Source organism: Pyrobaculum islandicum DSM 4184 (genome assembly GCF_000015205.1).
GTDB classification, from domain to species: Archaea; Thermoproteota; Thermoprotei; order Thermoproteales; family Thermoproteaceae; genus Pyrobaculum; species Pyrobaculum islandicum.
The window spans coordinates 1,102,312-1,122,733 of sequence record NC_008701.1 but is presented as its reverse complement, the minus strand read 5'-3'; the positions used below and the strand labels follow the sequence as shown (position 1 = coordinate 1,122,733).

General features: G+C 50.1%; 22 protein-coding genes and 1 pseudogene. 6 read left to right on the top strand and 17 right to left on the bottom strand.

Translation table 11 applies throughout. The annotated features are described in order from the left end of the window. Positions 1-12 precede the first annotated feature (12 nt). Entirely contained in the window at positions 13-1,236 is a 1,224-nt protein-coding gene (locus tag PISL_RS06355; protein WP_053240384.1) for an MFS transporter, read from the bottom strand. A gap of 17 nt (positions 1,237-1,253) precedes the next feature. Next, complete coding sequence (locus PISL_RS06350; RefSeq protein ID WP_011762976.1) at positions 1,254-2,672, bottom strand: DUF3536 domain-containing protein; 1,419 nt, start codon at positions 2,670-2,672, stop codon at positions 1,254-1,256. 50 nt (positions 2,673-2,722) lie between these two features. Here PISL_RS06350 and PISL_RS06345 point away from each other — a divergent pair, with 50 nt between their 5' ends. Next, positions 2,723-2,914, top strand: coding sequence for a hypothetical protein (locus tag PISL_RS06345; protein ID WP_053240383.1), 192 nt, complete (start codon positions 2,723-2,725; stop codon positions 2,912-2,914). Here PISL_RS06345 and PISL_RS10830 read toward each other — a convergent pair. The 6 genes from PISL_RS10830 to PISL_RS06320 form a co-directional block, all read right to left on the bottom strand. Continuing rightward, positions 2,858-3,199: a hypothetical protein gene (locus tag PISL_RS10830; protein ID WP_011762975.1), complete on the bottom strand. Its 342-nt coding sequence runs from the start codon at positions 3,197-3,199 to the stop codon at positions 2,858-2,860. The two genes, PISL_RS06345 and PISL_RS10830, sit on opposite strands and share 57 nt — an antisense overlap. Before the next feature lie 46 nt (positions 3,200-3,245). Next, on the bottom strand, positions 3,246-5,126 hold the full coding sequence (locus tag PISL_RS06340; RefSeq protein WP_053240556.1) for a carboxypeptidase-like regulatory domain-containing protein: 1,881 nt from the start codon (positions 5,124-5,126) through the stop codon (positions 3,246-3,248). 264 nt (positions 5,127-5,390) lie between these two features. After that, entirely contained in the window at positions 5,391-6,335 is a 945-nt protein-coding gene (porB, locus tag PISL_RS06335) for a pyruvate synthase subunit PorB (protein ID WP_011762973.1), read from the bottom strand. Further along, positions 6,332-7,510: a ferredoxin oxidoreductase gene (locus PISL_RS06330; protein WP_053240382.1), complete on the bottom strand. Its 1,179-nt coding sequence runs from the start codon at positions 7,508-7,510 to the stop codon at positions 6,332-6,334. Before PISL_RS06330 ends, porB begins: the two co-directional genes overlap by 4 nt. After that, complete coding sequence (locus PISL_RS06325; RefSeq protein WP_011762971.1) at positions 7,510-7,821, bottom strand: 4Fe-4S binding protein; 312 nt, start codon at positions 7,819-7,821, stop codon at positions 7,510-7,512. Before PISL_RS06325 ends, PISL_RS06330 begins: the two co-directional genes overlap by 1 nt. Further along, positions 7,818-8,339 carry a 2-oxoacid:acceptor oxidoreductase subunit gamma family protein gene (locus PISL_RS06320; RefSeq protein ID WP_011762970.1) on the bottom strand — a complete coding sequence of 174 codons (522 nt, stop codon included), beginning with the start codon at positions 8,337-8,339 and terminating at the stop codon, positions 7,818-7,820. The genes PISL_RS06325 and PISL_RS06320 overlap by 4 nt, the downstream gene beginning before the upstream one ends. Before the next feature lie 188 nt (positions 8,340-8,527). Between PISL_RS06320 and PISL_RS06315 the strand changes: the two genes are divergently transcribed. Both PISL_RS06315 and PISL_RS06310 read left to right on the top strand, forming a co-directional pair. Next, on the top strand, positions 8,528-8,923 hold the full coding sequence (locus PISL_RS06315; RefSeq protein ID WP_011762969.1) for a NifB/NifX family molybdenum-iron cluster-binding protein: 396 nt from the start codon (positions 8,528-8,530) through the stop codon (positions 8,921-8,923). Between the two features lie 96 nt (positions 8,924-9,019). Next, a complete protein-coding gene (locus PISL_RS06310) occupies positions 9,020-9,406 on the top strand; it encodes a hypothetical protein (RefSeq protein ID WP_011762968.1) in 387 nt (128 codons plus the stop codon). Between the two features lie 105 nt (positions 9,407-9,511). Here PISL_RS06310 and PISL_RS10825 read toward each other — a convergent pair whose 3' ends face one another. After that, a complete protein-coding gene (locus tag PISL_RS10825; RefSeq protein WP_167827638.1) occupies positions 9,512-9,757 on the bottom strand; it encodes a hypothetical protein in 246 nt (81 codons plus the stop codon). Between PISL_RS10825 and PISL_RS06305 the strand changes: the two genes are divergently transcribed. Beyond that, complete coding sequence (locus PISL_RS06305; protein ID WP_011762967.1) at positions 9,756-10,979, top strand: zinc ribbon domain-containing protein; 1,224 nt, start codon at positions 9,756-9,758, stop codon at positions 10,977-10,979. The genes PISL_RS10825 and PISL_RS06305 overlap by 2 nt on opposite strands. A 218-nt stretch (positions 10,980-11,197) precedes the next feature. Here the strand turns inward: PISL_RS06305 and PISL_RS06300 are convergent, their stop codons facing one another. After that, positions 11,198-13,057 carry an aldehyde ferredoxin oxidoreductase N-terminal domain-containing protein gene (locus tag PISL_RS06300; RefSeq protein WP_011762966.1) on the bottom strand — a complete coding sequence of 620 codons (1,860 nt, stop codon included), beginning with the start codon at positions 13,055-13,057 and terminating at the stop codon, positions 11,198-11,200. Between the two features lie 96 nt (positions 13,058-13,153). On the opposite strand from PISL_RS06300, the gene PISL_RS06295 reads away from it, so the two are divergent. Continuing rightward, the gene (locus tag PISL_RS06295) at positions 13,154-13,537 is read left to right on the top strand and encodes a CBS domain-containing protein (RefSeq protein ID WP_011762965.1); all 384 of its coding nucleotides are present in this window, start codon (positions 13,154-13,156) and stop codon (positions 13,535-13,537) included. 179 nt (positions 13,538-13,716) lie between these two features. Here PISL_RS06295 and PISL_RS06290 read toward each other — a convergent pair. The 5 genes and pseudogenes from PISL_RS06290 to PISL_RS11300 all read right to left on the bottom strand — a co-directional run. Continuing rightward, a pseudogene (locus tag PISL_RS06290) lies at positions 13,717-14,354 on the bottom strand (zinc ribbon domain-containing protein); the annotation flags it as partial. A 432-nt stretch (positions 14,355-14,786) separates the two neighbouring features. Then, positions 14,787-15,314, bottom strand: a complete 528-nt coding sequence (locus PISL_RS06280) for an HD domain-containing protein (RefSeq protein WP_011762963.1) — start codon at positions 15,312-15,314, stop codon at positions 14,787-14,789. Then, a complete protein-coding gene (gatD, locus tag PISL_RS06275) occupies positions 15,311-16,564 on the bottom strand; it encodes a Glu-tRNA(Gln) amidotransferase subunit GatD (protein WP_011762962.1) in 1,254 nt (417 codons plus the stop codon). The genes PISL_RS06280 and gatD overlap by 4 nt, the downstream gene beginning before the upstream one ends. 293 nt (positions 16,565-16,857) lie before the next feature. After that, a complete protein-coding gene (locus PISL_RS11305) occupies positions 16,858-17,028 on the bottom strand; it encodes a hypothetical protein (RefSeq protein WP_245218338.1) in 171 nt (56 codons plus the stop codon). 65 nt (positions 17,029-17,093) lie between these two features. Then, positions 17,094-17,300, bottom strand: coding sequence for a hypothetical protein (locus tag PISL_RS11300; protein ID WP_245218336.1), 207 nt, complete (start codon positions 17,298-17,300; stop codon positions 17,094-17,096). Between the two features lie 404 nt (positions 17,301-17,704). Here PISL_RS11300 and PISL_RS06260 point away from each other — a divergent pair, with 404 nt between their 5' ends. Next, on the top strand, positions 17,705-19,159 hold the full coding sequence (locus tag PISL_RS06260; protein ID WP_011762961.1) for an RtcB family protein: 1,455 nt from the start codon (positions 17,705-17,707) through the stop codon (positions 19,157-19,159). On the opposite strand, the gene PISL_RS06255 is transcribed toward PISL_RS06260, so the two are convergent. After that, entirely contained in the window at positions 19,149-19,841 is a 693-nt protein-coding gene (locus PISL_RS06255; protein ID WP_011762960.1) for a 1-(5-phosphoribosyl)-5-[(5-phosphoribosylamino)methylideneamino] imidazole-4-carboxamide isomerase, read from the bottom strand. The genes PISL_RS06260 and PISL_RS06255 overlap by 11 nt on opposite strands. Continuing rightward, on the bottom strand, positions 19,838-20,401 hold the full coding sequence (hisB, locus tag PISL_RS06250; RefSeq protein WP_011762959.1) for an imidazoleglycerol-phosphate dehydratase: 564 nt from the start codon (positions 20,399-20,401) through the stop codon (positions 19,838-19,840). Before hisB ends, PISL_RS06255 begins: the two co-directional genes overlap by 4 nt. Positions 20,402-20,422: the final 21 nt, after the last annotated feature.

Here is a 20,422-nt window from a genome sequence, read left to right as displayed (position 1 = left end):
AGGTTTATAAGATTATCGCGTCGCTACAAATATAGTGTCTTTTACATAGGTTTTATATGTCTTTGCCAATAATATATGTATTGTTGTCATAACGACATAAACTCCTAACGCGGCTGTCGCAAGGCCGTTAATCGCGTATTGACGGCTTATAGAGGATATAGCACCGCCGAGGAGACTACCTATGCCTATGCCAAGGCCTAGTACTACACTGTATATCCCCATGGTGGTTCCCCTGTATCTAATATCAGCCTCGTCTCCTATCAACGCCAAAATACTAGGCCCTATCGCAGATGTTAAAAAGAGTAGGGGCGCTGTTAAAGCTATAGACTCAAGAGGCCCCAGCCCAAGGTGAAGCGCAATGTTTAAGACTAAGAGAGCCGCAAGACCGCCAACAAGGCCGAGTCTAAATGTCTTCACGCGCCCCCATCTATCCGCGAGTCTGCCAAAGAAAATAGCGCCTACGCCTAGGAGAGACAATGCCCCAATAAATAAAACACCAACTATAAGACTCTCGCCAAGTCTTCCCACTATGCTTTCAGCTATGCTACTTGTTTCACGGCTCACTTGAAGAACTCTCGGGGCAAACATCCCGAGACCTATAATTGTAGTAAGGGCAAACCAAACCGGCAACAGAACTACAGCAGAGGGCGGTAGAACTGACAACAAAAATTTACCGCCGACCGGCGCGACCGGCCTAGTTTCTATGAGAAATTTTGCAAAAATAGGTGTTGCCAACGCTGTGACTATCGCTATTGTCAAATAAGCCGCCGGCCCTTTAAATAATGTATATAACGCCGAACCAATTAGATACCCAACGCCATAGCTAGCAAGATTTATAAATTCAAAACCGCCCATGCCCACCCCCCTATTTTTAACCTCAGTTAAGTCCGTAGCCATTGTAAGCGATGCTGTGAGTATAAACGCCGTCGTAAGCCCAATCACGCCGTTTAAAAACGCCTCCAAGACAGGAGATGTATGTGTAAAAAAAGCCCAAGCCAACATAAGCATGGCCAACGACCTCACCACATAGCCGACCACCAGCGTCTTCTTACGGCCAAGGGTATCTGACCAACGGCCGGCTATTAATGCACCTAACGCTTCTAGAAACGGGTAGGCAGCCAAAACAACACCGGCCTCTAGATGGCCGCCACTTGCAAGTTTAACAACTAAAAAGGCGCTTGCCCCTGAACCTATACGCGCAACGAAAATAGGTACATAAGAGACTGTAAGTTTCATGGCGCAATCTCTACACATTATTTAAAACTTTCTAAAAATCCCCATAATAAGTCATGGCGAAAACGAAATGAGTCTCGAGTCCTAACGTCAAAAATTTCAAATTCGTCGTTTACCTGCCGTATTACATACGGCCCGACCTTCTCTGGCGTATGTCCAGAGGTAAGGAGCGAGATATACATCATCGCAGCCATAAGCGGGCCTCTAATCATGGGGCAGTAGGCTAGGGCCGTCTTGCCGTCAAAAACAATCTCGCCAAGTCTCTTCGTAAATTCTTCAAGTAACGACAAATCGCCGAGAAGTTCCACAGCTCTAAGCGCCCATTTCACAGCGATGCCAAACTCTATCCCAACTTTTGCAAAAAACCACGCGTCGCTGGTATTGGCGGCAAGCTTAGCCCTCTCTGCCTCAAGAAGTCTAAGCTCCTCTGGAGAAAACGCCGAGTTATCACCGCCTAAAATCACGTTTATATATTCTTTTAACATCTGCCAGCCGCGCACCCCAAATTTTTCATCAAAAACTTTATCCACCACCTCGCCTACCCAATCCACTAGCTTCCTCAGCCCCTCTCTCCAAGGGGCGGGGCCGTCGCATCCACAGTCTCTACTCCATCTTCCGAGGCCGTGTGGACAACTCCACGAAGTTTTTTCAATAATCTCCACCTCGCCGATATAGCCATTTTCGTAAAGCTTCCCCAAGTTTGTCAATTCCCCACGGCGGCTGGCAATAAATTGCGCCAACGCTTTCTCTGCGCCTTTTATATGGTGACCAAAAGTCTCTCCATCAAGAGCTATGACTATATCTCCAGAGACTCCTCTTAGAGCTTCTACAAATTTCTCAAATCCGCCAAATGCCAAATTATTAGAGAGAGTCTCATTTCGGACAAAAACGGCAATATTCCTACCGCTTGGAAGCACCACTTTATAAGGCCCCCCAGACCTTCTGTCCTTTATCTGACTTTGTGTCAACACTGTATAGGAAATGCCGTAGTCAACTAAAACCTCCAGCGTCTCGTAATCGACGGCCATCTCTGGGAGCCACATACCCTCAGGACTCCTCCTAAAGTGTCTCTTGAAATACTCTATCCCCCAGTAGATGAGCACTTCTCTATCTCGCCTCGGAAGGAGCGGAAGGATGACGTGATAATATGGATGCGCAAGCGCATTGCCATGGCCCCACCTCTCCGCTCCCGCTCTATCTGCCTCTAACAACGCCATGTATACAAGCGGCTTATTTTGACGAAGCCAATTAAGTAGTGTCGGCCCCACGTCAAAACTCACCCACTGATAGTTCCCAAGCTCGGCATTTGGCTCATAACATTCATGTGATATGCGCTCATTCCAGTGTCTATAGGGAGATGCGGACGGCTCAGGAAAAATAATCTCGAGCCACGGGTCGGCTCTCTCTGGCTGATAGAGGTGGAGGTGAAAAGCTAGCACAGAGTTAAAAAGAATCTATATATAAGAGACCACTTTAAAATTCGCGACATATGGAACCAATACTTGCCCTAGTCGTTGCCACCATGGCGTACGCCATTGTACTCACAATTACCTACCTCGTGTTTGTGGTAAAATCGCCGCCAGAGTATAGAAGACCAAAGATAAAAGAGGTCCTTGTGATACTTCTAATTTCTGTCATCTTTTTTATGTTGGGATACCTCCTCCTCATAAGCCTTAAGTAGCGCCGGTATTACTGTATCTGGATCATCAGGTCCGACATATTTTACATTTATTAATTGAACTCCACCGTGGAATTGAAAATAGAGAAATTCACATATACCATTTAACAGATTACGCCTTCTTATAAACACTCTGTAACGCTCTCCAATGTATAAAACTTCGGCATCTGAAGGAGGTTCTACAACCGGCTCAAATACATCAAAAGAAATAACATATCTCCCACCCTCATCTATGATACGTGCCCTAGGTTCCCCTTTTTCATCTACGTAAGTTCTAACTATGGGCACATAAAAAATAGAACCTTTTAAAAAGAAGATTTAGGGTAAAGAGGGGTTATATTTGTTCTACCTCGGCAACAGGCTCTCTTCTTCTTGCAAAGGCGAAGTACAGCCCAGCTGCGGAGAGCCCGCCGACGGTTGCCAGGGCGTCTAGCGTAGTTATGGGCACGCCGCCTACCACGGCCACTATAGGCGTCTTTATGACTTTCTCTACGTCTCCGTTGACGTCGATTGTATCGCTTACCTTGACCCTTCCTCCGACGTCGACGTTAACCTTGTACGTGCCGGCCAGCACGTCTGGGAACCTCACAGCTCCAGAGCTGTCGGTTTTGCCGGAGGCCGGGAAGCCCTCAATAGCCACAGACGCCTCCGCTATCGGCTGGTTCAAGGCGCCGACCACCACTATCTTGACGGTGTATATGCCCAACGTCACCGGCTGCGGACTGGCGATCAGGGAGTTCACCTCGACGTGGACCGCCTTGACTCCCTTGTAGCTAATGTCTAGGGCGAAGGGCTCGGGTTTGTAGACCTTCACCTCGACGTAGCCGGTAGAGGCAGCCGCCTCGAATTTGTCAGAGACAGCAGATAGCTGCGACACGGGACGGCCCTTGGTGTCTACCACAGGTATCCTCATGGGCCTCCAGTTGATTATGAAGGTGTAGGTTCCGACCTCCTTGGTGTCTCCCATCTGCACCACTAGGTAGGCCTGCCTTCCGTCGGGCGATATGGAGGCCGCCCTCAGACCGCCGCCCCACACCAGCTTAACGTCTGTGGCGTTGGATATCATGGCGTTGCCGGGGGTTCTGATGGCCACGATCCTGGCCAGCTCGGGCAACTGCATCACTATGGCTGTCCACTGGCCGTCTGCCACGTCGACGTCTGTTATGTTGACCAAAGCTCTGTCGGGCAACCACTTGACCTGGGCCTCCTTGTACACGATGGGTATGTATATCACATTGACGGTGCTGGGCAAGGTGGAGGTTATCTTGAAGCCTTCGCCATAGACTATCGCGATCTTGTACCTGATGTTGAAGTTCCAGACGGGCGGTATTAGGTACGAGACGCTTCTAACTATGATGTTCTGGTTGACGTCTGTCACCGTGTCCACCAGGCCGCCGGAGATGGCCATGTCGCCGGTCACCTCCTTGCCGATTAGGTTGGCGTCTGCGGTGTAGGCGAACACCACGTAGCCAAGTAGCTTCCAGCCCTGGGGGACGCCCACCTCTGCGCCGGAGACAGCGAACTCTCCGTTGGGCGCCACGGAAGCGGTCTGCTTAGAGAGGCTTTTGACCAACATGGCAGCGGGCATCGCCGGGCCTTGGCCGATGACAATCTTGTACTTGCCCGGGGTGTTTATCTCCACCACCTTAGGCTCAACTCTATAGACGGTGGCGGGGGTGCCGTCGGGCCTCTCCACGGACTTAACGACGTAGGAGGCGTAGGGCTCGATGGTGAGCCTAGCCATGGCGTTGAAGCCTTGCGCAAGCTTGCCATCGGGGACGTTGACCTCAAGGGTGGTGTCTCCGTTGAGCGGGATGTAGCTCGCCTTGACGTAGGTGTAGGTGATCCTCACCTTCACCTCCACCTGGTCCTTTGCTGTGTTTACCAGGGTGACCTTGGAGGCGTCGGGGCCGACATATACGGCGGACACGAAGCCATTTTGGTCAAAGGTCTTGCTTATCTGGCCGTCAGCTCCCACCTGGATGGAGGGGTATGCGCCGAGAAACTCTATCTTCATACCCGCGTATACGTAGCCCTCACCAGGTGTCACATATGGTCTCGCCAGTGTCGCCACGCCAGCGCCCTGTATCTTCAGCGTGGTCTCCTCTACCTTATAGGCAATTTGTTCAAGTTTTGCCGTGGGAGGTATGACTACAGTTGTCGCTGCTAGGATTAATGCGGCTAGCCCTAGTGTAAGCAGGATCGTTCTTGTCATGACAACTACACTCGCATATTTTTTAAGAGCTACGCATATAAACACGCTCAGATAAGAGAAATACATTGATAATATGATAAGCCCTTTAAAGTTGAACTGCCGTCGCCTTGAGCTGTGGGGCTCACATAATTAGTAGTCCGGTCGTGGCGTAAAGCCATCGTACACAAGCCGGATGGCGCTATGCTCTCCACGAAGAATAGAGAGATTACGTCAAGTCTTTCTTCACAATTCTGTTATAGAAAATATAGCCTGCCGAGACCAAGGCTATAATTGAGCTAATTTTGCGAGATATTGCCAATAGGCATCAAGTTCTTTTTCTAGCTCTGTTATTTCCTCTTCGGTGAGGTGAGCAAATCTCCCCTGAAGTTTTAAATATTCTTTTAACGGCTTTCTTCTCGATTTGTCTATGTGATTGTTACTCGGCGGATTTAGTATCAACTTGCCATGGTCCCATTCGTAAAGTGGAAAATAGCCGGTCTCTACCGCTAGTCTAGCAACTTCAACTGTCTTATTTTCTGGATAGCGCCAACCGGGGACACAGGGGGTAAAGATATGTAGGAATGTGGGACCCTCCGCGGTATATTCAAGCGCCGTCTTTATCTTATTTACCATATCTAATACATACGCTACACTTGCTGTTGCAGCATAAGGCACTCTGTGGGCCATTACTATGCCCATGATGTCTTTTTTCCATTGTATTTTCCCTCTAATTGCAGTACCCACAGGCGTTGTTGTTGTCCAGGCAAATTTTGGCGTGGAACCGCTTCTTTGTATGCCTGTGTTCATGTAGGCCTCGTTGTCGTAGAGTATGTACAAAACGCCGTGTCTCCGTTCAAGCATCCCACTGAGCGACTGTAAACCTATATCGTATGTCCCGCCGTCTCCTGCAATCACAACTACTTTTGTATCCCCCGCATCCCACATACCCTTTCTCTTGAGAGTTTTTATCGCGGCCTCCACGCCGGATGCCACTGCTGCAGAGTTTTCAAACGCCACGTGTATATAGGGGTGCATCCACGCCGTTTCTGGATACGGCGTTGTTGTAACTTCAACACAGCCGGTCGCATTGACTATTATTGCGTTAGGACCTACCGTTTTTGTTATCCACCTCATGGCAATTGCGGCGCCACAACCGGCGCACATCCTATGGCCAGGGGCAAAGAGCTCCTCACGTGGTAAATCTCTTAGAGTCCTATAGTAGAGCTTCATATCCTCACGCCCATAAATACGACTTCTTTACCCGGCCTATCTTTTAGCATTGTATACACCTTGTATAAATCTTCGACATATATCGTGCGCTGCCCTATGCCGTGGATTATATTTATCGCCGGTTTATCTATGCCGTTCATATACATAGCCGTTGCTATGTCTTTATATAACGGTCCCTCGGCGGGACTGCCAAACATTATCGCCCGGTCGACTACTGCAAAGGCCTTGACCCCTTCTAACGCCTTTAGAATCTCCAAAGTGGGAAACGGCCTGTATAACCTCACTCTTATAACTCCAGCTGCAATACCTTTCTCTCTTGCTCTATCTGCGGCTATTCTCGCATTGCCGTAAGCCGCGCCGCCGTATGTAACTAATGCATAGTCGGCGTCTTCAATCTTATATGTTTCAACTACGCCGTAGCTACGGCCAAATTTTGAGCCATATGCGACATCTACCTCTTTTGCGACTTTATAAGCCTCTCTAAGCGCCAACACTTGTTGGTACTTGAACTCGTAATACCAATCTGGAGATGCAAGAGGACCCATGGTAACTGGGCGTTTGGGGTTAAGCGTATATGGCCTTATTTGGCGTGGGAGGAATTTTCTGACTTCACTCTCATCGTTAAGTTCTACAGGCTCTACCGTATGGCTCATTAAGAAGCCGTCGTACGCCACCATGACTGGTAAATATACAGACTCGGCTAGCCTATACGCTTGTATAATAGTGTCGTAAGCCTCTTGGGCAGATGCGACAATATAAATGACCCAACCGGTATCTCTTGCGTTCATGACATCACTATAATCGCCGTGTATACTAATTGGCGCAGAAAGCGCCCTTGCGGGAACGGCCATGACTATGGGGAGTCTCAAGGCGCTTGCAATATGGAGTATCTCGTGTGCATATTCCAACCCCTGGCTTGACGTCGCTGTAAAAACTCTAGCGCCTGTCGCCGACGCGCCTACTACAGCCGAGAGAGCTGAGTGTTCAGACTCCACATGTATAAGCTCTGCGTTTAACTCGCCGTTGGCTACAAATTCAGCTAGTTTCTCAACTATTGTGGTCTGCGGCGTGATTGGATATACAGCAATGACGTCTACATCTGCAGCTTTTACCGCATATGCAACGGCGTAGTTGCTAGTCAACGCTTCTTTATGTTTTACCTCCTGTATCTGCATCATGTCGTCTCTGGAACCATCTCTATTGCCTTGGTAGGACATTCGTTTGCACAAATACCACAACCTTTGCAATAGTCATAATTTATTTCATACTTTACATCGTAGGTTCTATTTCCAACTTTAAACACGCCCCTCTTTTCTACTATAGTACCCTCGGGGCAGTAGAGCCAACAGAGCTGGCATCTTATACATCTTTCGTCGTTTATCACAGGTCTCAAAGTCCTCCAACCGGCTGTAATGTTTTTCCTAGTAGAGCCAGGCTCAGGTATTACCGCCCCTATAGGCAACTGAGTTGCCTTAGGAAGTGTCATAGCTCTTTTGTCTCCTGGTATGCCGTCTCTATTAGTTTTACATTTAGATCGTATAGCTTGCCTGAGAAGTATTTTCTCAATGCTTCAATTACCGAGCTTAACGAAACCACACTTGTTGCCTTAATAACCGCGCCTATCAAAGCCGTGTTTACAATAGGCCTCCCTAAGATTTTCATAGAGAGGGAAGTTGCATCTATGTAATAAGTCTTTAAAGATGTCTTATATACGCCGTTTACAACTAGAATAGTCGTGGGCTTCGCCCCATCAAGAGGATTTTCGGCAACAAAGAGTGAGTGGTCCGCCACTACAATAACATCTGGGTTTAAGACAGGCTCACGCAAGTATATCGGATTGTCGGAGATACGGAGGTAGGATTTTACAGGAGCCCCTCTACGTTCTGGGCCAAACTCAGGAAATGCTTGTGCGTATTTACCCTCTAGTATTGCCGCTGTCGCAAGAACTTGTGCTGCGGTAACCATACCCTGGCCGCCGCGGCCGTGAAAACGAAACTCTAACATAGGATGTGAATAACTATCACTATTTAACTTTATCTATTTCGCACTTGTTGCAAATTAATACGCTAAGTTATTATAAAGTTAAATATACATGGTACAAAACGATTTTTATATACATTTTTAATAATATATAGAGTATATAGTTGTTATTCACTGGATATTGTTAAAAATGGGAAACGAATATTTTTGTCATGCGTATACTGATTCCGGTAAACGAACTTAAAGGCCTCAATTCCCCGATCTCTGACGAGTTTGGAGAAGCGCCGTATTTCTTGGTAGTAGATGGCGATAGAGTTGAGAGTTATAAAAACGACGAAGTGATCACTGGGCGCGGGCACAGGTGGGAGGAGATCCTCAGGCTCAAGCCCGATGTAGTGATCACTAGGGAAATTGGGAGGCCCGCCTACTATGCCTTCAAGGCAAGGGGAGTCAAGATATATCTTGCAGAAGGCGCCACCGTAGTTGAGGCATTGGAAAAATTAAAAAGAGGCGAACTGAAAGAATTTCCACTCGAGCTAGTCCACGAGCCTAGGCACGTTGGTGAAAGCAAGTTCACCTCAACGAAACTACAAGACAGCGGTAAATAAAGTCTCTGCAAAAACCCAACCCCATTGTCGTCGTTCTCAAGTTCATACGCCAAAAACAATTAGAGAGAGAAAAGCGAAAGTTGGGAGGAAAAGGGGGTGTTACCGGCGTTTGGGCACAAAAACCCACTCGTCTCGGTCGGCGTCTCACCGGTATTCGTCGGACTGAACGTCGTCGAATGTTCCGTCTTCAACGGCGAGAGAGTCTATTTCGACGTTGCCGCCCACGACGGTATAATAGTCATACACGCCGCCCTTTCCGTGGACTATATACAGCTCTCGGAATACTACAAGAGCACTGTCTGGGAGCCCCTCCTTCCGCAGAGTCTCGATCAGCTTGGCGATCTGCCTAAGCGTGAGGGCCTGCTCCGAGGGCGCCGTCTCTTCGGCGGTTCGGCCCTACACGTGGCGAGGAGGAGAAAAGCCAGAAGCGCCCTTTCAACTCCCCCACACACCTGCCTGACGTCGCCGCTGTCAGGCAGGTGAACCGAGGTAGTAGAAAGTGGTGTGTGGTTGCGTTGTTTAGAGGTGTGGGTGGGTTAAGAAACGGGTTTACGGCGGTTATCGTCGTGAGTGTCGCCAACGCCGCGACTATCGGCACTGGTATGAACAACGCGAGGGGCGGCAACGGCGGCGTATGACGCCGGCGGGTGTCAACACGTTGCTTACGACGACGGTTGTTCTTGTGGCGGCGAAGGTCAACAACATGGCCGACAAGTGTCTCTCGACGCCGCCTTCACGTCGGCGCTGTGGGTTTGTCTTGTGAAACTTTTGGCCTGCCCCCATGCGCCTTCTATAACCAACAGATATTCCAGTCTCCGCCACATACAAGGCCATGTACGCATATAGAACGCTGAAGGTTGAAATACCTTGGCGTCTCGTCGAGGAGCGGCCAGACGTCCTAGACCTAGTGACGCGTATGCATCTAGCGGCAGAGGAGTACGCCAAAACATTGCTCAAAGAAATCACGGGGCAAGAGGAGCCGAGACTCACGGCGGAGGAGTTGGACAGACTCCTCACGCCAGACAGGCGGGAGCTGGCTGTCAAGATAATAGATGAGGTGTTTCCCAAGTACGGGTTGGGGAGGTACTTGGTACATAAAGCTAAGTTCTTCTGGCGCGACGTGGTGTTCCACAAGGCAATTCCGCTGAATGCGCAACTTAGGGTTGAAAACGAGAAAGATATGAGTAGAGCGGTCTTCGTTGACCTAAAGAGCGGTGTCCTCAGAGTGCGGAGGTTGGGCATACCGCCTTTCGCCATCGAGCTGAAGAAAAGCGACGTCGCTTGGATTAAAAAGCGGTTGGAAGAAGGCGCCAGACTCAAGTTGGGATATTTGGGCATTGAGAAGAGAGACGATAAGGAGGAGCAGACATACTGTGGTTTATATGTCGCTCTCGTATTCGCTAGAGAGGTGACGCAGATAGAGCCCAGGGCGCTTGTCGTCGTCGATGTCAACCGCCTTGACCACTACATAAAGGTTGGTCTCGTGGCCGACGGCAGAGTCGTAAAGCTACTGAAGTTTCCTAGGAAAGAGCGGATACGGAAGCTTGAGAAGATCCACGCCCACATAAGTCAATTAAGCAGAGCTCTCGCGCGTGTGGACGAGGACAGAGACCCGCGTAGAGCGTTGGATCTCCAGAGACAGCTGTGGAAGCTTGAGACAAAGCGCTACGGCGTAATCCTCGACGTTGTTATAAACGCCGCCCGCGAGATCATAAAGTTGGCAAGAGAGCACCAAGCCGCCATAGTCGTCGACACAATGGAAGACGAGAGCTACCGGGAGTTGAAGGAGAGGGGCGGAAACGGCGTGAGGAAACACCTCCTAGACGGTTTGGGACAACTAAGGAAGCGCCTACAGGCGCTCGCACAATGGTATGGATTGCCGTATCTAGAGGAGAGACTCTACAGCACAGTGTGTCCCCGCTGTGGAGCCAAGATGGCGGTTGAGAACGGCCGCTTCATGCGTTGCCCCGCCTGCGGCTTCAGAGCACACCGCGACAACGTGCCGGTGATATGGGCTGAGAGGAGGTATTGGGAACTACTCCAGAAGACAAAATAACCCATTTTTCCACTCCGAACCATCACACTTTTAACCTCGTAACTCTCTCTATTTCATGAACGACGCACGGCCCCTGGAGCGGCAGACGGGGACGCCAAACTGTTGTAAAAACAAGCGACTCGTGGCCGACCCCCGTATGACCCGCCCCCTCGCCCCGGTGTACCCGGGGCGGGCCCCCGAGTCCCCCGGGGAGGGGCCAAGAGAGAGGTAGGGGGACACTAGGCACCCCCACTGATGAGCTTGTCAAGCGCGTCCTTGAACCTAATCCACCACTCGTAGTAGTCGTCATAGTCTTGGAACTGCCACTCTTTTGAGCCTAGCTCCCTCGCCAGCGTGGAGACGAGGTCTCTCGCCCTTTTGCTCTCCCAGGGCATGGGCTCTGCCCCTGCTAACTTCGCATACTGGGCAAACCCTCTGTAGATCTCAGGGGTCGGGGGGTCGAGACCCACGAGTGTGTATAGCTCTTTCAACACGGGCTCTGCCCATCCGCGGTGGAATCTACATATCCCTGCGTTGTCTATATAGGCCTCGGCCACCGCCCTCTCGTAAGATGACTTTGCGAAGTCCTCAGGCGCCATGAAGGTGGGGTTGTAGTTTGTCCAGTAGCGGCCTTGTATATACATCGGCGCCACTAGGCCGGGCGCCCAGTAGAAGTTAGGCGTCATATACCCCTCGGTACCATATGCCGCATATACTGCAAGGTCTCTAAACCTATGGCCAGTAGTTACTACTCTGTCGTGAAATTTTCTTTCTAACTCCCGCGCGGCCTTCCTAATTCCGTACTTTGCAACAAGCGACAACACCTCGGTAGTGTTATTTACAAAATTTTCCACAAGCTTTATCGCAAGCCGGGCGTTTTTTCTAGAGTCCTCCACCGGGTTAAAACTCTGTGGGTCAAATGCTGGAATTTCGTCTATGCCCACCTCTTCTGGCTTTAAAAGGCCTACATATACGGCGTCAAAGAGCCAGGCAACTATATGTCCAGTCTCTATGGCGTCTAGACCGAGTCTATCTATCTTATCGACGAGAGGAACAGCCTCTTCAAATAGGTAGTTGCCTATGAAGGGCCCGGCGGCGTGGAATGACTCATAGTCGACCTTCTTGCCGCGCCACACTTTTTTACAGACGACTGGACAGGGCTCTCCGCAGTTATACCAACTTTTTGATTTTTCAAATACCTCTCTCTGGAAGGGCCTCCAGAACAGCTCTACTATCAAGTCCGCATGTTTTATTCTCTCCTCCTTAGACATATATATGGATTTATAGCCGAAAAGGGGGAGAAGGTCGCGGTAGTGTAGATAATTTACGCCAAAGGTGCCTCCCGTCCCTAGCTTCGGGTCGAATCTATATTTAATAGTCTTCTCTTGTACAACATCGATATAACGTTTTCCAAACTTATAGAGAAATATCTTGTCTATAGCCTCTGGATCTGATATTTTTTCATACAACGGCTTTTTAAAGCCCCCCAACACAATTGCTGCAACGTTGTGCCCTTGGGCAAGCGCCGTGCCTGGGCCGCCTCGCGCGGCAAAGTCTTCCGCGCCTAGTTTAAACTCACCTTTTTTAACGTCTATATCTATAGATATAACAGCGCCGTTGTATGTGGTATATGCCGCAGGTCCTACGACAAGCGCTCTCGCATCATATTGTTTAAAAAAGTCTATATAGCGCTCGTATAATTGTCTAGCTGTTTCATATGCATCGCTTGGGTTTACCTCTATAAATTTCACATCGCCGTTTGCAATAAACAAAGCGATCGGCCTCTCCGCCTTTCCGACAATAGAAACGGCTTGAGCGCCCATGCCCATCGCTTTATATGCAACGCCGCCTATAGCAGATATATGAAGAGTCTTTGTCTGCGGGCTTTTAAATACAAACACAAGTCTGTGTACTCCGTATAGTCTTCCGCCTACGAAAGGGCCGAAGCCGAATACCACGGGGGCTTCAGGAGATAGGGGGTCTAAGCGCCATGACTCTGCCTCTTTATGTACTGTTAACGCTATTTCAAGAATACCGGAGACATTAAGCTCTTTTTTACCTACCTTCTGACTTCCAACGTCTATTGTTAATAATAACATGGAAATATGCTCGGCTTTCTTATTAAGTCTTTTGTTATTCCTAGGTCTACTCGTTTAACTTAGTAATACTTTTAAATTCTGAATTATAATATTACTATGAAGGTAAAAGATCTCGTGAAAAATTCTGTAATCTCTTGCTATATTGACGAACCCATTGAGTGTGCCATTGCTAAGATGTATGCTGCAAATGTCGGAAGCGTTGTGGTGCTAGATAGATCTGGTAACCCTGTCGGAATAGTTACTGAGCGGGACATAGTCAGATTTTTAGCTCAAGAAATCGATTTAAAAACCCCGCTAGAGAAAGTCGCACGTAAGACTTTGATCACCGCATCAGTGGAAGACTCCATAATTTCCGCCGCTGTAAAAATGATAGAACACAACATACGCCACATGCCTGTAGTAGACCAAGGTAAGATCATAGGCGTTATAAGCATAAGAGATGTGCTACGGGCGTTGTTAACAACAGAGGCATTTCCCTGAAATCGTCCCCCTATCTCTTTCTTGGCCCCTCCCTGGGGGACTCGGGGGCCCGCCTCGGGTGTGCCGGGGCGAGGGGGCGGGTCATACGGGGGACGTGGCGCCAAGTCATTAATTCTCGCCATTTGCGCGCCCCCGTCTGCCGCCCCAGGGGCCATGCGTCGTTCATGAAATAGAGAGAGTTACGAGATTAAAAATGTAGTAGTCGCCGGAGTGGGGAAAGTGGGTTGTTTTGTCTTCTGGAGTAGCTCCCAGTACCTCTTCTCTGCCCAAATCACGGGCACGTTGTCGCGGTGCGCTCTGAAGCCGCAGGCGGGACAGTGCATGAAACGGCTGTTCTCCACCGCCATCTTAGCCCCGCAACGGGGGCGAACGATCGAATACAATCGCTCCTCCAAGTACGGAATGCCATACCACTGGGATAACTCCTTCAACATCTTCCTCAACTGCCCAAGCCCGTCTAGGAAGTGCTTCTTCTCTCCACTACCATTGTCCTCCTTCAGCTCTCTGTAGCTCTCGTCCTCCACTGCGTCAACTACGACGGCGGCTTGGTGCTCTCTGGCCAACTTTATGATTTCACGCGCCGCGTCTACCACGATGTCTCGGATTAGACTACGCCCTTCTTTAAGTCGACGAAGACAGACGTTCCCACGCCTTTCTCGTCCTCGATCTTCAGTTGGACGTTTAACGGAACTGCCCTGTAGAACACTACGTCGCGCCAAAACACCTTGGCTTTATCTATGAAATACTTTTTAAGCCCGTACTTAGGGAACACCTCCTCGATAATCCGGTGCGTCAACTCCCGCTTGTCTGGCGTGAGGCTTATTGTGTTTATCAACCGAAAGCTCAGCCCTTCAAGATGGGGGTCTAGTTTAAAAACTCGTAAATCTCCATGAACCATACCCGGGACTAGAGCCCCTCCTTTATGACGCAGGCCTTCTTCGGGAGGGCTCGGGACGCGCCCGTGGGTACGCCTTTTGGCGGCCGCGGGCGTGGGGGCCGGCCGTGCCCGCGCGGACGGGCGCGTCAGACCGCAATAGCCGGCCGGTCTCCAAGGCCGGTTGGTTCATAGGTGAGAGAGTTTTACGAGTTTAGACTGTAGGACTTCTCTACAGCTTAAAACAGCTGAAGAGCCGCCTCTGAAACGCTATGCTCGACAGAGCAGACACGCCACCCGACGAGTACAAACGGGGAGATATAGACCCGATTGTACAATGTGCTACAGACTTTTGCGAACTAGAAGAAAAAAGTATTAGCTCAACCCTCGGCAGTATTTACTGACGTAGTAGTCTAAAATATGTGCAAAATCGTCGTAAGCCATTAATTTTTTGTACAAAGACCTCGCCAAATCCTCTGTCGGATAGCCCAACTGGCTATAGCGACAAGCTCTTATGAGAGTGGCTAACTTATCTGCAAACGCCACTATTCTACCTACAGTATTTGTCTCATATCTATACCATCTAAAAAACTCGGCCAGGTGTGGAAACTCTCTCTTGAAGACCTCCTCTTCGAGCTCCTCCCAACGGAGTCTGTCACGTACCTCGCGCCCGGGGTGGCCCAACACGGCCTCCGCCAGGTCATGAACGGCGGCTACCGCCAGAACCTCTGCCATGTTTATATCGACTCCCTCGGTGTTTAATCTCGCCGCTATTTCGCCTGCTAAAAGTGTGACAAGCAGAGAGTGGGCACATACAGTCTCGGCGTCTGTAACCCCTCTTTGAAGCCAGCCGACCCGCGGCGTTTTACAAAGCGTATCTACCACAGTTAGTATGTCGGTCATAGGGCGCCAAATGCTGTAGGGTCGGATCTTGGACTTATCTCATATGCAAAAGGCGTTTTGAGAACTTGCGGCACCTCCTCTCGCCTAAAGTTTGCCAAAGCCCACGACATTTTGACATACGCCACCTCAGGAAGCATGTCTTCTAGAGGCACTACGCCTAGGGAAAGGAGCTCTCTCCCCCTCCGGTAGACGTAGAGATTTACCCTGCCGTAGATAGTCTGGCTGGTCATAGCTACAATCACCCCGGCATCTACCAACCGCTTTACGGAGGGGAGTAAATACTCTCCAACGTGGCCAAAGCCCGTGCCCTCAATAACAACGCCCTTGGTCCCTATCTCTAGCAACACGTCTAACATCCTGGGGTGCATCCCTGGGAAAAATTTCACAAGTGCAACCGCCTCCTCAAATCTATCTGTATACTCTAAAGCCCCCCTCTCTTTGTACTCCTCGGCGAGTATCTGTAAAAGATCTTTTTCAACATAATATTCAGCCAGGGGCGTTGTGTTTATCGACTGGAAAGCATCACGCCTAGACGTATGCATTTTTCTAACCCTTGTCCCCCTATGTACGGCAATTATACTGTCGCTACTGGCTTTATGCATAACTACTACAGACTCCGCAAATGGCGCTCTTGTGGCAACTGCCATGGCGGCCTTTAGATTAAGGACCGCATCTGTAGAAGGCCTGTCGCTTGACCTCTGCGCCCCCACGAGCGCTATAGGCCCGGGCGCGCTTTTAAAAGCAAAAGCCAGCGCCGCTGCCGTATAGTGCATAGTGTCTGTTCCGTGGAGCACCACAACACCTCTAGCCCCCCTCTTAAATGCGTCGCCAACTCTGGCCGCTATGTAAGACCACATGGCAGGAGTCATGTCTTCGCTAAATTTCGCCGCCACTTGTTCAGCTTCAACAGAGGCTTCCAAGCCGCCTAAAACTTCAAAGAGATATTCAACACTAAGCGTCGGGTATACGCCGCCAGTTACATAATCAACCCGTGAGAGAATAGTCCCCCCAGTGGCTAGTAGCCAAACTTTCTCACCCTTTAACTCTGGCACACGTGGCGGAGCCGGCTCGCCACTGACAACTTCGCCTAAGTCTACAATTTCGCGTATACGACTCTTTTTAAAACCAACGTTATAACCATTTCTCAACTTTAACACCACAATATCTGGGTCACTAAATTGTGTAGGCGGTATTAAAACGCCTTCAAAAACATCGCCATTTTCCAACACCACTCTTACTCTCCTATACATATTGTCAAACGAGATTTGAGATCTCCTTAAAGTTTTCGCTTGTCCCTAGGTGTTGCCTAGGGACTTTCTCCTCGCCCACGTCTTCATCGGTATCCAAGACACCTCGGGTGTGGGATCTCTCTCCTGCCTGCCCACCCATGGCGATTCCACTACCTCTGAGACAGAGCTGTAAGATGCTGAGTTAAAATACATACTGCCGAAAACAGACAAAAAGTGGACTAGATAGGTAGCTAGACCCATCTACCTCTTCCTATTGATTAACTGATGCCGAAAATAAAAGCCCTTGGCTATATCTAACCCCCTGGACAAGCCCCCTCAGAATTTGACACTATAGGTGTAAATATAAAGCTAAAGCCTCGTGATGTTACTACACGGCCGACAGGCATTTGGTCGGCTACAACAGTGACATCTGGGAAATACGCTTTTATATATCCCACATCCCCAGCCTTTATGACGTCTCTCACAGAACCGTTTATATAAATTCTTACATTGGAGGCGATCTTCCCGTTAAGCTCTACGTTAGTAATTTCTAATCCTCCGGAGCCTCTTGTGATAAAACATACTTTAACCTCTGAGCCCCCTCTCTGGGATAAACATAGGCTTGCGTCACAGCTATATAAGTGTATTGTAGCGAAGAGTAGAGAGTTGTATATAGGTATGCGGCGAGAGCGATAGCAATCGCTAAGATTATAGGCATTAATACGACAATTTGTATACTAACAACAGCGCCCCTCATGCCCCTCTTATACACTTCTTAATAATTATTAAGTTGCACTACCTCGTAGGATTAAAATTACCTATTCTCATCGTCAAAATGACGCTCCCGTCAGCAACTTCTTTTACGTTCCAAAGGGCTGGGGTTTTCCATGGCGGTTTTCTCCCTGCCGTCAGTGATTGATCTACACATATCTCTAGAGTATTCACAAACTCAACGATGCGAAATCGCTTTGACTAGGTGTCTATAATTGCCATCACATGTCTTCCACTTACAGCACGAATAAGAGTAAAACCCCGCCGGATTCACAGCGCGGCATATAGCCGCTCTTATCCGGCGTAGTCCCGGCAGTATGTTATGTATAACTTTTTTAAAAACTTTGCGCCGAGGCTAAAAACTTTTAAGTTCATAGCGTGAGTAGCTACATGGGAAACTTCCCTATTAACAAAGTTAATGATTATGTGTGGGAGATTCCACCTGGCGTAAAGCCGTGTCAAAAAGTTCCAGTCAGGATATTTGCTGATAGTGTACTACTTGAAAAAATGAAGGCCGACCTCACCATCGAGCAAGGCATTAACGTAGGCTGTCTCCCCGGCATTTATAAATACAGCATAATTCTCCCAGACGGACATCAGGGTTACGGCTTTCCCATAGGCGGCGTAGCTGCAATTGACGCAGAAAACGGTGTAATTTCGCCTGGAGGCATTGGTTACGATATCAACTGTGGGGTCCGCGTCTTAAGGACTAATCTCACAGAGGAGGAGGTCAGGCCGAAGCTTAAGGAGCTTGTAGACACTATATTTAGACTCGTGCCGCCTGGAGTGGGAGGCACAGGCCACCTCAAGCTGTCGCCTGGCGAATTTGAAAGAGTACTTGCAGAAGGCGTAGAGTGGGCAGTACAAAAGGGGTACGGCTGGGCTGAAGATATGGAGTATATAGAGGAGAGGGGGTCTTGGAAGCTTGCAGACCCCTCTAAAGTCAGCGAAAAGGCCAAGGCGAGGGGCAAAGATCAGTTAGGCACCTTAGGCTCTGGGAACCACTTCCTAGAGATTCAGGTAGTAGACAAGATTTTTGACGAGAAAGTGGCCAAAGTGTTTGGCATAGAGAGGGAGGGACAAGTTCTCGTGATGATACACACCGGGAGCCGCGGCCTTGGACACCAGGTGGCAACAGATTATCTTTTGATTATGGAAAGAAATATGAGGAGGTGGGGCTTAAATCTGCCTGACAGAGAGCTGGCAGCGGCTCCTCTCAATGATAAAGTTGCCGAGGATTATATCAAGGCTATGGCCGCAGCCGCCAATTTTGCTTGGACAAACCGCCATATAATTATGCATTGGGTTAGAGAAGCCTTTAAGAAGGTGTTTGGCTCTATAGAGAAGGTGGGACTGGAGCTTATCTACGACGTTGCGCACAACATCGCAAAACTTGAAGAACACATAGTAGACGACAAAGGCACAGTGAGAAGAGTGTGGGTACACCGCAAAGGAGCAACTAGAGCCTTTCCGCCCGGAAACCCTGAGATACCTGCAAAATATAGACAGGTGGGCCAGCCAGTTTTAATACCGGGTAGCATGGGCACGGCTTCCTGGATACTGGTAGGCACCCCTGAAGCTATGAAGCTCACCTTCGGCACGGCGCCGCATGGCGCAGGCCGCGTCTTGAGCAGAGAGGCCGCCATTAGGATGTACCCGCCGCACAAGGTGCAAGAGGAGATGACGAAGCGTGGTATCATTGTGAGAAGCGCGGAGACCGAGGTGATAAGCGAGGAGGCGCCGTGGGCCTACAAGGACGTGGACAGGGTAGTGGAGTCAACCCACCAGGTGGGCTTTGCGAAGAAGGTAGTTAGGCAGAGGCCCATCGGCGTGGTCAAGGGATAAAGCCGGCGCAGTTTTTCAGATCTCCCTTGTAGAGGGCGTAGCCGACGATAACGCCGTCGAAGCCCGCCTCCAACGCCTTTTTCACATCTACACAGTTGTTTACGCCTCCTGCGTAGTAGAGGCGGATCGCGACGTCTCTCAACTTCGCTAGATCCACCGGTAGCCTAAAGCCGGCCCCTGTCCCCTCCACGTCGACGGAAGTTATGACCAACGCAGCGAGGGGACCGTGGGGCTTGAGCGCCGCGGCTGCCTCCTCTGGTGTGGCGGCCGCCTTAGTCCAACCGTCTGTGACAACAACGCCACCTTTCACGTCCAGCGAAACCACAAGACGGCTTCTGTATTTAGCCGCAACAGAGGCGAACAGAGACGGGTTTTTAAACGGCATAGAGCCAATCACCGCGTATCTACAGAGAGATAGAGCCCACTCCACTGCCTCCGCCGACCTGAGTCCGCCCCCCAACTGGCACCGGCCGCCAAGCTCGTGGGCGACCTGCTTTACGACGTTTGTGTTCACTGGGCGGCCGGCCTCAGCGCCGTCTAGGTCAACCACGTGGACTAGGTCAGCTCTGCTGAACCTACGCGCGAGCTCGAGGGGATCCCCCACGAATATGTACTCCCCCCTCTTCCCCTGAACCCTCTTTACCGCTCTGCCGCCCTCTATATCGATGGAAGGGATGATCATCCCAACACCCCCTTTGTAGATAGGACGTCACTCCCGGGAGACATGGCTTGTCTAAAGGCCAGCCCGAGCGCCTTGTGCGCCGTCTCTACCTTGTGGTGCGGGTCTCTGCCGCGTGTATACACATGTATAGTGGCTCTTGCCTCCGAAGCGAGTGTGCAGACCCAGTGTGGAAACATCCAGAGGGGATAGCCCCCCAGATCGACAGGGGGGAGCTTAGCTTTCACAACACAGTACGCCCTGCCGCCTAGGTCCACCGCCGCCAACGCAAACGCGTCGTCCATGGGCACCGCCGCCCAGCCGAACCTCGCTATCCTCCCCCGATCCCCCAGCATCTGGTCCAGCGCTCTGCCCAGCGCAATGGCCACATCTTCGATGAGGTGGTGGCCGTCGTCCAGCCTCCTCTTTTCCCTAGCCTCTACAGTCCCGCCTAACCCGGCGTATAGGAGGAAGGTCTCCAGCATGTGTGTAAGAAATGGAATCGGTGTCTCAACCCGCGGCCTTTCGCCCGCTTTTAGAGACATGGCGACGTAAGTCTCCGCCGTCTCTCTGACGTAGGACATATTGTCTCCGATATACATTTT